Source organism: Kitasatospora sp. NBC_00458 (assembly GCF_036013975.1).
GTDB lineage: Bacteria > Actinomycetota > Actinomycetes > Streptomycetales > Streptomycetaceae > Kitasatospora.
On record NZ_CP107904.1, the window covers coordinates 6,860,776 to 6,875,163 of the forward strand.

Annotated in this window: 2 protein-coding genes and 2 pseudogenes; 2 read left to right on the forward strand and 2 right to left on the reverse strand. The window is 72.5% G+C overall.

What is annotated here, in order from left to right; all coding sequences use genetic code 11:
• Positions 1–5 precede the first annotated feature (5 nt).
• Together OG550_RS28125 and OG550_RS32825 are read left to right on the forward strand one after the other, a co-directional pair.
• Positions 6–9,458, forward strand: a pseudogene (locus OG550_RS28125) (type I polyketide synthase); the annotation flags it as partial.
• Between the two features lie 321 nt (positions 9,459–9,779).
• Positions 9,780–10,880 (forward strand): annotated as a pseudogene (locus OG550_RS32825) (thioesterase domain-containing protein); the annotation flags it as partial.
• A 152-nt stretch (positions 10,881–11,032) separates the two neighbouring features.
• Here OG550_RS32825 and OG550_RS28130 read toward each other — a convergent pair.
• Both OG550_RS28130 and OG550_RS28135 read right to left on the reverse strand, forming a co-directional pair.
• Positions 11,033–12,754, reverse strand: coding sequence for a fatty acyl-AMP ligase (locus OG550_RS28130; RefSeq protein ID WP_327682163.1), 1,722 nt, complete (start codon positions 12,752–12,754; stop codon positions 11,033–11,035).
• A 284-nt stretch (positions 12,755–13,038) separates the two neighbouring features.
• Positions 13,039–14,247 (reverse strand): cytochrome P450, encoded by a 1,209-nt coding sequence (locus tag OG550_RS28135; protein WP_327682165.1) that lies wholly within the window; start codon positions 14,245–14,247, stop codon positions 13,039–13,041.
• Positions 14,248–14,388: the final 141 nt, after the last annotated feature.

Consider the following 14,388-nt stretch of genomic DNA (forward strand, 5'->3'; position numbering starts at 1 on the left):
GACGGGTGACGACCGAACTGCAGCAGACCCGCCAGAAGCTCCAGGCCGCCCAGGGCAGGGCGCGGGAGCCCCTGGCCGTCGTGGGAATGGCATGCCGGCTGCCGGGCGGGGCCGACTCCCCCGAGAAGCTCTGGCAGATCGCCGTCGACGAGGTGGACGCGGTCGCGGGGTTCCCGACCGACCGGGGCTGGGACCTGGACGACCTGTACGACCCCGACCCGGACCGGCCGGGCAAGACCTACACGCGCGAAGGGGCGTTCCTGGAGGGCGCGGGCGACTTCGACCCGGGGCTCTTCGGGATCTCGCCGCGTGAGGCGATGGCGATGGACCCGCAGCAGCGGCTGCTCCTCGAAACGTCCTGGGAGGTCCTCGAACGCGCCGGCATCGATCCGCTGTCGGTGCGCGGCAGCCGGACCGGCGTCTTCATCGGCGGGACCGCGGTCGAGCACACCGTGAAATTGATGAACTCCCCCAGCGAGCAGGGGTATGCGGTCACCGGCGGCATGAGCAGTGTGCTGTCGGGGCGGGTGTCGTACGTGCTGGGGCTGGAGGGTCCGGCGGTGACGGTGGACACCGCGTGCTCGTCTTCGCTGGTGGCGCTGCACATGGCCATCCAGTCGCTCCGGCAGGGCGACTGCTCGCTGGCCGTCGCCGGCGGTGTCGGGATTCTGGCGAGCCCGTCGGGGTTCATCACCTTCGCCCGTCAGCGCGGCCTGGCCGTGGACGGCCGGTGCAAGGCGTTCTCCGACGACGCCGATGGCATCGGCTGGGGCGAGGGCGCCGCGGTCGTCCTGCTGGAGCGGTTGTCGGATGCGCGGCGCAACGGGCATCCGGTGCTCGCGGTGGTGCGGGGCAGTGCGGTGAACCAGGACGGTGCGTCGAACGGTCTGAGCGCTCCCAACGGTCCGTCGCAGCAGCGGGTGATCCGTCAGGCGCTGACCAACGCCGGGCTGTCGTTCGGCGAGGTGGACATGGTGGAGGCGCACGGCACGGGGACGACGCTGGGTGATCCGATCGAGGCGCAGGCGCTGCTGGCCACCTACGGCCAGGACCGGCAGGAGGGCCGTCCGCTGTGGCTGGGGTCCCTGAAGTCGAACATCGGCCACACCCAGGCCGTCTCCGGCGTGGCCGGTGTGATCAAGACCGTGATGGCCCTCCGGCACGGCGTCATGGCGAAGACCCTGCACGTCTCCGCACCCAGTCGCCAGGTGGACTGGTCGGCGGGTGCGGTGGAGTTGCTGACGGAGGCCCGGGAGTGGCCGGAGACGGGTGCGCCGCGCCGCGCGGGCGTGTCCTCCTTCGGTGTGAGCGGGACCAACGTCCACATGATCCTGGAGCAGGCTCCGGTGGATGAGCCTCTGCCGGTTGAGGAGTCGGATGACGACGGGGCGTTGCGGGCTGTTGCCCCGTTCGCGTCGGTCAGTCCGCCGTGGGTGATCTCGGGTGAGACCGAGGCGGCGTTGCGGGCGCAGGCGGGGCGGTTGGTGGAGGTGTTGGCGGGGTCGGATGTCCGGCCGGTGGATGTGGCGTTCTCGCTGGTGTCCTCGCGTGCGGCGCTGGGGTGTCGGGCGGTGGTGTTGGGGGGTGGTGTGGAGGAGTTGGTGGAGGGTGTGCGGGTGGTGGCGGCGGGTGGTGGTGGTGCGGGTGTGGTGCGGGGTGTGGTGGAGGGGGGTTCGCGGGTGGTGTTGGTGTTTCCGGGTCAGGGGTCGCAGTGGGTGGGGATGGGGCGGGAGTTGTGGGGTTCGTCGGTGGTGTTCGGGGAGTCGATGGCGGCGTGTGAGGGTGCTCTGGCGCCTTTTGTGGACTGGTCGTTGCGGGATGTGGTGGAGGCGGGCGAGGAGGATCCCCGCTGGGGGCGGGTGGACGTGGTGCAGCCGGTGTTGTGGGCGGTGATGGTGTCGTTGGCGGCGTTGTGGCGGTCCTCGGGCGTGGAGCCGGCGGCGGTGGTGGGGCATTCGCAGGGCGAGGTGGCGGCTGCGGTGGTGGCGGGTGGGTTGTCGTTGGAGGACGGTGCGCGGGTGGTGGCGGTGCGTTCGCGTCTGGTGTCGGCACGGCTGTCGGGGCTGGGCGGGATGGTGTCGGTGTCGGCGCCGCTCGCGGTGGTGGAGGGGTTGTTGGCGGGGTTCGGGGGTGAGGTGTCGGTCGCGGCGGTGAACGGCCCGTCCTCGGTGGTCGTTTCGGGCGGGACGGCGGGGCTGGAGGCACTCCTCGCCGACTGCGAGGCGAACGGCGTGCGGGCGCGGCGGATCGCGGTGGACTACGCCTCGCACTCGGCGCAGGTCGAGGCGCTGGAGGCGGAGCTGCTGGAGGCCTTGGCACCGGTACGCCCGGTGTCGTCGTCGGTGGCGTTCTACTCGACGGTGACCGGGGAGGGCATCGACACGGCGGTGATGGACGCCGGCTACTGGTACCGCAACCTGCGCGAGACGGTTCGGTTCGAGTCGGTGGTGCGGGGGTTGGTGGAGCAGGGGTATGGCGTCTTCGCGGAGATGAGTCCTCATCCGGTGCTGACCGTCGCCGTCCAGGAGACGGCTGAGCGGTCGGACGGCGAGGTGGCGGCGCTGGGTTCGTTGCGGCGGGGTGAGGGCGGGGTCGAGCGGTTCCTGACCTCCCTCGCGGAGGCCTATGTCCGCGGTGTCACCGTCGACTGGTCGCGGCTCTTCGTGGGTCTCGATGTGAGTCGGGTGGATCTGCCGACGTATGCGTTCCAGCGGGAGCGGTTCTGGTTGGAGGGTGGGGTCGGGGTCGGTGCGGGTGGGGTTGGTGTGGTGGATGGGGTTGAGGGTGCGTTTTGGGGTGCGGTGGAGCGGGGGGATGTGGAGGGTGTGGTGTCGGTGGTGGGTGGTGGGGATGGTTGGGGTTCGGTGGTGCCGGTGTTGTCGGAGTGGCGGCGTCGGCGGGTGGTTGGTTCGGTGGTGGATTCGTGGCGTTATCGGGTGGTTGAGCGGTCGGTGTCGGTGGGTTCGGGTGGGGTGTTGTCGGGGGTGTGGGTGTTGGTGGTGCCGGGTTGGGGTGGTGTGGGTGGGGTGGTTGATGGTGTGAGGGGTGCGTTGGTGGGTGCGGGTGCGCGGGTGGTTGAGGTTGTGGTGGGTGTGGGGGATGGTCGTGGGGTGGTGGCTGAGCGGTTGCGTGGGGTGTGTGGGGGTGTGGAGGTTGCCGGTGTGGTGTCGTTGCTGGGTGTGGGTGATGGTTTGGATGCTGTGGGTGATGTTGGTGGTGTGGGTGGTGGGTTGGTGTCGTCGTTGGTGTTGGTGCAGGCGTTGGTGGATGTGGGTGTGGGTGGTCGGTTGTGGATGGTGGTGTGTGGGGCGTTGGGGTTGGGTTCGGTTGAGGGTGTGAGGGCTGGTGGGGTGGCGTTGTGGGGGTTTGGTCAGGTGGTGGGGTTGGAGTGTGCGGGGTTGTGGGGTGGGTTGGTGGATGTGCCGGTGGTGTGGGATGAGCGGGTGGGTGCGGGGTTGGTGGGTGTGTTGGTGTCGGGGGTGGAGGATCAGGTGGCGGTGCGGTCGTCGGGGGTGTTCGGTCGGCGGTTGGTGCGGGCGCCGTTGGGTGTGTCGGGTGGGGGTTGGGGTGTGCGGGGGTCGGTGTTGGTGACGGGTGGTACGGGTGGGGTGGGTGCGTGTGTGGCGCGGTGGTTGGTGGGTGTGGGTGCGGAGCATGTGGTGTTGGTGTCGCGTCGGGGGTTGGGTGCTGAGGGTGCGGTGGAGTTGGTGGGGGAGTTGGAGGGGTTGGGGGCTCGGGTTTCGGTTGTGGCGTGTGATGTGGCGGATCGTGGGGCGTTGGAGGGGGTGTTGGCGGGGATTCCGGGGGATGTGCCGTTGTCGGGGGTGTTCCATGCGGCGGGGGTGGGGTCGTATCGGGAGGTGGGGGAGTTGTCGGTCGGGGAGTTCGAGGATGCGTTGCGGGCGAAGGTGGTGGGTGCGCGGCATCTGGATGAGTTGACGGCGGGGATGGCTCTGGATGCGTTCGTGTTGTTCTCCTCGGGTGCGGCGGTGTGGGGGAGTTCGGGGAATGGGGCGTATGCGGCGGCGAACGCGTATCTGGACGGTCTGGCTCAGGAGCGTCGGGCTCGGGGTCTGACCGCGACGTCGGTTGCCTGGGGTGGTTGGAGGGGGACCGGGATGGCGGACGGTCGGACCAGTGAGTTGTTGACCCGGGTGGGTCTGCGTCTGATGGATCCGGAGATCGCGGTCAGTGCCCTTGCTCAGGCTCTGGAGCGGGACGAGACCTTGCTGACGGTCACGGACATGGACTGGGAGCGGTTCACGCCGGGGTACATGATCGCTCGGCATCGTCCGCTGATCGAGGACATTCCCGAGGTGCGGCAGGTCCTGGAGGCGGATGCCGCCGAGGAGCCGGGTGACGACTCCGTGGTCCGGGCACTGCGCGAACACCTCGCCGGCCTGGGCGAACCGGAGCAGCGGACGGTCCTGCTCGACCTGGTGCGAGCGGAGTCGGCGCTGGTCCTCGGACACGGCTCCACCACCGCGATCACGTCGGCGAAGCCGTTCCAGGAGCTGGGCTTCGACTCGCTCACCGCGATGGAACTGCGCAACCGGCTGAAGGCCGCGACCGGGCTGCGGCTGCCGGCCACCCTGGTCTTCGACCATCCGACCCCCACGGCGCTCGCGGTGCACCTGCGGGGGCAGTTGACGGGCGCGATCGCGGAGGCCGGAGCACCCGTGGCCGCGGCACTCCTGGATGACGAGCCGCTGGTGATCGTCGGCATGGCCTGCCGCTTCCCGGGGGACGTCACGTCGCCGGAGGACCTGTGGCGCCTGGTCGCGGAGGGCCGTGACGAGGTCGGCGACTTTCCGGCCGACCGCGGTTGGAACGCCGACAGCACGCACGATCCGGTGCAGTTCACGATGACGGCCACTCGGCAGGGCGCGTTCGTCCATGACGCGCCCGAGTTCGATGCCGCGTTCTTCGGGATCTCGCCGCGTGAGGCGCTGGCGATGGACCCGCAGCAGCGGTTGCTGCTGGAGTCCTCCTGGGAGGCGCTGGAGCGGACGGGCGTCGACCCGTCGTCCCTGCGCGGCAGCCGTACCGGCGTGTTCGTCGGGGGCTCTCCCCAGGAGTACAGCGCCGTGCTGATGAGCTCGGCCGAGGCGTCCAGCGGTTATGCGTTGACGGGGTCGTCGGGCAGTGTGATGTCGGGGCGGGTGTCGTACGTGCTGGGGCTGGAGGGTCCGGCGGTGACGGTGGACACGGCGTGTTCGTCGTCGCTGGTGGCGCTGCACCTGGCGGCCCAGGCGTTGCGCAACGGTGAGTGTGATCTGGCGTTGGCGGGTGGTGTGACGGTGATGTCGACGCCGGGTGCGTTCGCGGAGTTCTCGCGGCAGGGCGGTCTGGCGGCGGACGGTCGGTGCAAGGCGTTCTCGGCGGATGCGGACGGCACCGGCTGGGGTGAGGGTGTCGGCATGGTGGTGGTCGAGCGGTTGTCGGACGCGCGGCGGAACGGGCATCCGGTGCTGGCGGTGGTGCGGGGTTCGGCGGTGAATCAGGACGGTGCGTCGAACGGTCTGACGGCGCCGAACGGTCCGTCGCAGCAGCGGGTGATCCGGCAGGCGCTGGCGAGTGCGGGGCTGTCGTCCGCCGAGGTGGACGTGGTGGAGGCGCACGGCACGGGGACGACGCTGGGTGATCCGATCGAGGCGCAGGCGCTGCTGGCCACCTACGGCCAGGACCGGCCGGCGGACCGCCCGCTCCGGCTCGGCTCGATCAAGTCCAACATCGGCCACACCCAGTACGCGGCCGGCGTGGCCGGTGTGATCAAGATGGTCATGGCGCTTCGGCACCGGGAGCTCCCTCGCACCCTGCACGTGGCGGAGCCGACGCCCCAGGTCGACTGGTCGGCGGGCGCGGTGGAGATCCTGGCCGACTCGTGCGAGTGGACCGTGCCGGACGACCGGCCGCGCCGGGCCGGTGTCTCGTCCTTCGGGATCAGCGGGACCAATGCGCACGTCATCCTGGAGCAGGCACCTGAGCCGGAGCCCGAGGACGGCACGGCGGTCACACCGGGGTCGGTGCCGTTGGCCTGGCTGCTCTCCGGGCAGACCGCGGAGGCCCTGACCGAACAGGCCCGCCGGCTGCTGGCCCGGTTCGAGGCGGATCCCGCCTCGGCCGACCCCGCGGACGTCGCCTTCTCACTGGCGACCACCCGTGCGCAGCTCGCCCACAGGGCGGCGGTGGTGGCCGAGGCCCTGCCCGACTTCCTGGCCGGCCTCGCGGTGCTGGCCGAGGGAGGATCGGCGCCCGGTGTGGTGCGCGAGCTGGCGACGGACGGCGGGCTGGCCGTGCAGTTCTCCGGCCAGGGTTCGCAGCGTCTCGGTATGGGGCGTGAACTGTACGACCGTTTCCCGCACTTCGCCGCCGCGTTCGACGCGGTGTGCGCGGAGCTCGACCTGCATCTGGAGCGGCCGCTGAAGCAGGTCGTGTTCGCCGCGGAGGACTCGCCGGAGGCGGTCCTGCTCGATGAGACGGGCTTCACGCAGCCCGCGCTCTTCGCGGTCGAGGTCGCGCTGTTCCGTCTGGTCGAGGGCTGGGGCGTTCGTCCGGATGTGCTGATGGGCCACTCGATCGGCGAGCTGGCCGCCGCCCACGTGGCGGGTGTGTGGTCGCTCGCGGACGCCTGCCGGGTGGTCGCCGCCCGCGGGCGGCTGATGCAGGCACTGCCGACCGGCGGCGCGATGCTGGCGGTGCAGGCCGGTGAGGAGGAGGTGGCCGAGGCGCTGGCCGCGGTGTCGGGCCAGGTGGGTGTGGCGGCCGTCAACGGTCCGTTCTCGATGGTGCTGTCGGGCGGGATCGAAGCCCTGGAGGAGCTCGCCGAGCGCTTCTCGGCGGCGGGCCGCAAGACACGGAGGCTGTCGGTCAGCCACGCCTTCCACTCGCCGCTGATGGAGCCGATGCTCGCCGAGTTCGCCGAGGTGCTCGCCGGTGTCTCCTTCTCCCCGCCGCGGATACCCGTGGTGTCGAACGTGACCGGCGGCCCGGCCGGGCCGGAGTTCTGCACGCCCGAGTACTGGTCGCGCCACGTCCGCGAGGCGGTCCGGTACGCCGACGGCGTCCGGACGCTCCTCGACCGGGGCGTCGGCACGGTGCTCGAACTGGGCCCCGGCGAGGTGCTGACCGCGCTCTTCCAGGAGGCCGTGTCCGAGCACGGTGCGGCGGCGCCGAGCGCGGTCGCGGTCCTGCGAGGCAGGCGCGGTGAGGCGGCCGCGGTCACCGCGGCCCTCGCCCGGGTGCACGCCCGGGGTGCGGCGGTCGATTGGTCGGCCTTCCTCGCGGGCCGGTGGAACCGCACGGTGGGCCTGCCCACCTACGCGTTCCAGCGTCGGCGCTACTGGCTGGCCACCGGGGCGGCCCGGACCGGCGACCCGTCGAGCGTCGGACTGAGTGCCGCGGGGCACCCGTTGCTGGGGGCCGGGGTGGCGCTCCCGGACTCGGACGGCTTCCTCTTCACCGGACGCCTGTCCCTGGCGGCCCACGGCTGGATCGCCGACCACCGGCTCGCCGGTCTGCCGCTGTTCCCCGGTACCGCGTACGTGGAGCTGGCCCTCTGGGCCGGCGAGCAGGTCGGGTGCGGCCTGCTCGACGAGCTCACCCTCCAGGCGCCGCTGGTCCTGTCGGAGCACGGCGGTACCGCGCTGCAGGTGGTCGTCGGAGGTCCGGACGACGAGGGGCGGCGTGCCGTGAGCGTCCATGCGCGGCCCGAGGACGCGGCGCAGGACGGTGCGTGGACCTGCCACGCGAGGGGCGTGCTCGCCGCCGGGGACGCGGCCGCGGGAGGGGAGCCCGTGCCGTGGCCCCCGGTCGATGCGCAGGCCGTCCCGCTGGACGGCTTCTACGAGGGTCTGGCCGACGACGACTTCGTGCTCGGGCCGGTGTTCCACGGCCTGCGGGCCCTGTGGCGCCGGGGCGGGGACCTGTTCGCGGAGGTCGAGCTGCCGGAGGCGGCGGGGGAGCGCGAGAACGGGTTCGGCATCCACCCCGCGCTGTTGGACGCGGCGCTCCAGCCGCTCGCCCTCGGTCTGCTGGGCCAGGACGAGCAGGGCCGGGGGACGGCGACGGTGGGACTGCCGTTCGCCTGGACCGGGGTGCGGTTGCACGCGACCGGTGCGTCGACCGTACGGGTGAGGCTGACTCCGGCGGGTCGGGACGGTGCCGCGATCACGGTCGTGGACACCGAGGGTGATCCGGTGGCCTCGATCGACTCGCTCACCCTGCGCAGGCCGTCCCCCGAACTGTTCGCCGGGGCCGGTGCCCCGGGTGGTGCCCCGGTCGACGGCTCCCTCTTCCGGCTCGACTGGACGCCCGTGCCGACCGCCGGGCGGCCACTGGCCGGACGCTGGGTGACGCTCGGGCTCGATCCGCTCGGTCTCCGGCCGCACGTGCTGGCGGCCGGGCTCGCCGAGACCCCGTACCTCGACTGGCAGTCGCTGACCGACATGCTGGGTGCGGGCGCCCCGGCACCGGACGGGATCGTCGTCTTCTGTGCCGGCGGCGTCGACGGGGGGACACCGCAGGCCGCGCACGCGGCCGCGCGGTGGGCGCTCGACACCGTTCGGCAGTGGCTCGCCGACGAACGCCTCGCCGGCTCCAGGCTGGTCGTGCTGAGCAGCCACGCCGTGGCGACGGGACCGGCGGACCCGGTCACCGACCTGGCCGCGGCGACGGCCTGGGGGCTGCTCAGGTCCGCACAGTCCGAGAACCCCGACCGGATCGTCCTGGTCGACGTCGATGCGGACGAGGCGTCCTTCCGGGCCCTTCCCGCTGCGCTGGCCGGCGGCGAGCCGCAGTTGGCGCTGCGCGCGGGCGAGGCCACCGTGCCGCGGCTGGTCGCGCGGCCGGCCGTGGAGCCGGCCGTGGAAGGGGGCCCTGCCCGGCGGACCACGTTCACCGGGCGCGGCACCGTGCTGGTGACCGGAGCCGGTGGGGCGCTCGGCGGCCTGGTGGCCCGTCATCTCGCCACCGGGCACGGTGTGCGCAGGCTGCTTCTGGCCGGCCGGCGCGGACCCGCCACACCCGGCATGGACGAGCTGATCGCCGAACTGGGCGAGCAGGGCGTCGAGGTGACCGCGGCCGCCTGCGACGTCTCCGACCGGGACGCCCTGGCCGAACTGCTGGCCACGATCCCCGCGGAGCACCCGCTGACCGGAGTGGTCCACCTGGCGGGCGTCCTCGACGACGGCCTGCTGACCTCGCTGACCCCCGAGCGGCTGGACCCGGTGCTGCGGCCCAAGGTGGACGCCGCCTGGCACCTGCACGAGCTCACCGAACACCTGGACCTGTCGGCCTTCGTCCTGTTCTCGTCGGCCGCCGGTGTGCTGGGCAGCCAGGGGCAGGGCAACTACGCGGCGGCCAACACCTTCCTCGACGCCCTCGCCGGCCACCGCCGGGATCGCGGCCTGGCCGCGCTCTCGTTGGCCTGGGGCTGGTGGGAGCAGGCCGGCGGCATGGCCGACGGGCTGGCGGACCACCAGCGGGCCAGGCTGGCCCGCGGCGGGATGCTGCCGTTCAGCGCCCAGCAGGGCATGGCGGCCCTCGACCTGGCACTGGCCGCCGAGGGGGAGCCGCTGCTCATTCCCGTCCGCTTCGCCGCGGGGCGCGGGACGGCGCTGCCGGGGCAGGAGATCCCGGCCGTGCTGCGTGCGCTGGTCCAGCCGTCGCGGCGACGGGCGGCGTCCGGCCGGGGCGGCGGCGAGGGACTGCGCGCGCGCCTGACGGCGCTGGAGCCCGCCGCGCGCGAGGCGGCGCTGCTGGACCTGGTCCGGACCGAGTCCGCCGAGGTGCTCGGGCACACCGACCTGGCCGGGGTCCAGGGGACGAGTGCCTTCGCGGAGCTCGGCTTCGACTCGCTGACGTCGGTCGAGCTGCGAAACCGGCTGAACGCCGCCACCGGGCTCAGGCTGCCTCCCACGCTGATCTTCGACCACGCGACGCTGGTCTCGCTGGCCGGAGAACTGCACCGGCGACTGGACGGCGCCGCAACGGCACCGGACGCCCGGGCGGAGGCGGCCGCCCCCGTGGAGGACACCGCGACCGCGGCGGTGAACGGGGTCGAGGCGCTGTACCGCCGAGCCCTGGAGACCGGGCGGATCGACATCGCGCACAAGGTGCTGGCGACCGGCGTCGAACTGCGCCCGACGTTCTCCGACACGGCCGAGGTGATCGGCGGTCCGGGCCTGGTCCGGTTGGCCAGCGGCTCGGAGCACCCGCGGATCATCTGCTTCCCGTCGCCGTCGGCGTGGGCGAGCAACCAGGAGTTCGTCCCCTTGGCGACCCCGCTGCGGGGCATCCGCGACATGTGGTCGCTGATGCTTCCCGGGTTCGTGGGCGGCGAGCCGGTGGCAGCCGGGGTCGAGGTCCTGGCCGACCACTGCGCCCGTCTCATCGAGGAGAGCACGGCCGGCGAGCCGTTCGCGCTGGCCGGTCTCTCCTCCGGCGGCAGCATCGCCTACATGGTGGCCACCAGGCTGGAGGAACGGGGTGTCAGCCCGCTGGGCGTCGTGCTGCTGGACAGCTTCCTGGCCGGGACCGAGCAGGCCGACTACATCCTGCCGGTGATGGAGTCCAGGACCCTGGACCGGGAGAAGGACTTCGGGCGGCTGACCGGCGTCCGGCTGACGGCCATGGCCGCCTACTTCTCCCTGCTGGGGAGCTGGCAGCCGCAGGAGATCGCCACGCCGGCCCTGCTGGTCAGGGCCTCCGAGATGATCAACGCCGAGCCCGGTCGGCCGCTGCCGCCGGACGAGACCTGGAAGCCCTCCTGGCCGATGATCCGCGACGTCATCGACGTCCCGGGCGACCACTACACCATGATGAGCGAGCACGGCGACAACACGGCGCGCATCGTGCACGAGTGGCTGGCCGCGCGGTAGCACCGCGAGACCGGGGAGCCCCGCATCCGCCGGGTGGGCCGAGCAGCGGCCCGCCCGGCGGTCGTGTGCCGTCCGGACCGCGTCCGGGCGGACGGCGGAAGGCCGGTGCGCCCTGGCGGGGGCGGCACCGGCCTTCCGGGGTGTCGGGGGCGTCAGCGCCCGGCCACGGCGGGCTTCAGGGCGCCGTGGAGGTAGAGCTCCCGGCACGCTCGGCGCTGCACCTTGCCGCTGGTGGTCCGGGGGAGGGCTCCGCGGCGGATGACGACGACCTCGTCCACCCGGAGCCGCTGGCCGTCGTGGACGGCCAGGCGTATGCGCTCGCGCAGGCCGTCCTCGCCGGTCGCGCGCAGGACGCGGCCGTCGGCCTCGACGACGACCACGAGGCGTTCGGTCTCGCCGTCGTCCACGGAGAAGGCCGCCGCGCAGTTGGGGTGCAGGCCGGCGGCCGAGCCCTCGACGGACAGCTCAAGGTCCTGGGGGTAGTAGTTGCGGCCCTTGCGGATGATGACGTCCTTGAGCCTGCCCGCGACGAACAGCTCGTCCGCGTGGAGGAACCCGAGGTCACCGGTCCTCAGATAGCGGGGGGCGGCATCGGAGCGGTCCGCGCCGGCCGGGCGGGCGTGGAAGGTCTCCCGGGTCTCGTCGGCCCGGCCGCGGTAGCCCTGGGCGATGCAGGGGCCGCTGATCCAGATCTCGCCGACGGTACCGGGCCGGCAGGGTTCCAGGGTGGCGGGGTCGACGATCAGCACGTGGGTCGGGTGGGCGGGAGGGCCCGCGCCGACCAGGGGCTTCGCCGTCTCGGCGGTCGCCTCCAGCAGTTCGAGGCGGCCTTCGAGCAGGGCAGGGCCGGACACCCACAGGACGGTCGGCCGCCGGTCCGGCGAACTCCCGGTGGCCTTCAGGGTGTTCTCGGCCAGGCCGTAGCCGGGTGACATGGCCTCCGGGGCGAATCCCGCCGGACCGAACGTCTCGGTGAACGACTCGACGGCCCGCCAGCGGACCGGTTCCGCGCCGTTGACCGCGGCCCGCCACGAGGACAGGTCGAGCCCCTCCGCCACGGCCTCCGCTCCGGCCTCCTCGGCCGCACGTACGCAGAGCTCGTAGGCGAAGCTCGGGGCGGCCGCGTGGGTGCCGCGGAACCGGGAGACGGCCTCCAGCCAGCGCAGCGGCCGGCGGACGAAGGCGGCGGGTTCCATGAGGTAGGCGGGGATGCCGGAGCAGAGCGGCAGCAGGACGCCGAAGATCATGCCCATGTCGTGGAAGAGCGGGAGCCAGTTGACGACCACGCCGTCCGCCCCTGACGGCCAGACCTGCTCGGTCTCCGCCACGTTGTGCAGGAAGTTGGCGTGGGAGACCATCACCCCCTTGGGGTGGCCGGTCGAGCCCGAGGTGTACTGGAGGAGGGCGATGTCGTCGGGGCGGGGGCGCCCGGCCGGCAGTTCCGCCGCCGGCGCGAGGGACCCGGTGTCGAGCAGGGTCAGCCCGGCCAACTCCGGCAGTGTGCCGAACCTCTCCTCCAGGTCCCGCTTGATCTCGGCAGTGGTGAGGATGACGGTGGTACCGGCGTCGTCGGCGATCCGGCGTACCCGTTCGAGGCCGCTCCGGCGGGTGGGGACCTGGACCGGGGCGGCGGCGACCCTGGCGTACATGCAGCCCAGCAGCGACTGGATGAACTCCAGACCCGAGGGGTAGAGCAGTACGGCCGCGTCCCCGGCCGTGAGCCCGGCGGCCGCGAGGGCGCCGCCACGGGCGCGGGCCTCGGCCTCCAGCTCCCGGTAGGTGAGGGAGCCGTCGGGGGTCTCACCGTCGCGGAGGAACAGGTAGGCGGTCTCGTCCGGTTGTTTGACGCTCCGGAGGTGGAGGGCTTCGGTCACCGTACTGACGTTGGCCGTCTCGGTCTCTGCACCGGGCTGGTTCATCGGGGAAGTCCCTGCCTTCTGGTGTCGCGGCCGCTGGGCGATGCCCCGAGCGACCGGGCAGCGGGTGTGTCGGGCGGGCGGCGGCCGCCGATGGGCCGGCGCCGATGGCGGACGGGTGCCACCGCGTCCGGCCGCGAGGAGGACGCGGGCACGCCGATGGGCGGCCGAACGACGCTGGGGGTGTGAGAACGGCGAGCCGCTTCCACACCCCCAGCTGTCGAGCCAGTGGCCCCCTGCGGTTACCAGGTGACCGGCAGCGCCTGGAGGCCGCGCAGCGCCGAGAAGGGCTTCATGCTGAGCTCGGACTCGGGCACCGCGATCTCCACGTCCGGCATCCGCCGGATCAGGCCGAGGAGGGCCTCCTGCAGCTCGACGCGGGCCAGGTGCGCACCCAGGCAGTGGTGCAGACCGCCACCCAGGCTGAGGTGCGGGTTCTCGGTCCGGGTGAGGTCGAGCTTCTCGGGGTCGGGGAAGACCGACGGGTCGCGGTTGGCGGCCGCGGTGCCCGGCAGGATCAGTGCTCCGGCCGGGATGGTCACACCGCTCACGACCACCTCCTGCTTCGTGATCTTCGGCTGGCCGGTGCCGCTGGTCCCGGTCTGCACGACACGCAGGAGCTCCTCGACGGCCGCGGGCACGCCGTCGGGGTTGGCGAGCAGCTGCGCGAACTGCTCGGGGTTGCGCTTGAGCACCAGCAGGAACATGCCGATCGCGTTCGCGGTGGTCTCGTAGCCGTTGATCAGCATCCCGACGCAGAGGTGGACGATCTCACGCTCCGTCAGCTTGTCGCCCTCGTCGCTCGCGGCGATCAGGGCCGTTATGAGGTCGTCGCCGGGATCGGCGCGCTTGGCCTCGATCAGCGCGGTGAAGTACTCGCGGAAGCGCAGGGCGGCCTCGTCGCGCTTGACCGGGTCCGTCATCCAGTCCCCGAGCAGGGTGTCCGCCCAGGCGCGGAAGTCGTTCCCGTCGGTGCTGGGGACACCGAGCAGCTCGCAGATCACCTGGACCGGGAACGGTACGGAGAAGTTCTCCACCAGGTTGACCGGCTGGGGCAGCGCCTCCATCCTGGTGATCAGCTCGTCCACGAGCTGGGTGATCCGGGGACGGAGTGCGTCGACCCGCTTGACGGTGAACGCTCGGGAGACCAGCTTGCGCAGGCGGGTGTGCTCCGGCGGATCCATGCCGACCAGCGACTCGTTCATGATCGCGGTGACTTCGTTCTGCGGCATGCTGGGCATGGCGGGCATGACCCGGTTGCTGAAGGCCGGGTCGAACAGCGCCTGGCGCACGTCCGCGTGGCGGGTCAGCAGCCACGCGGACGTCCCGTCCGGGAGGGCCACCCGTGCGACCGGGCAGGTCTCACGGATCTCGTCCAGCTGGGGGATCGGCTGGCAGATGACCTCCCCCTCGGGGAAGGGGAAGGGGATCGGGGCAGGAGCATCGGTCACGGGAAGTCTCTCCGGTCACGGTGGGTCGGCTGATGGTTGGGGGCGGGCGGGTCGAACCGCTCCCTCACCCGCGGCGGCACTGCACGACGCTGCGATCGTATGAATTTGCGCCCCCTATCCGAGAACCCCTACGGCCCCCTG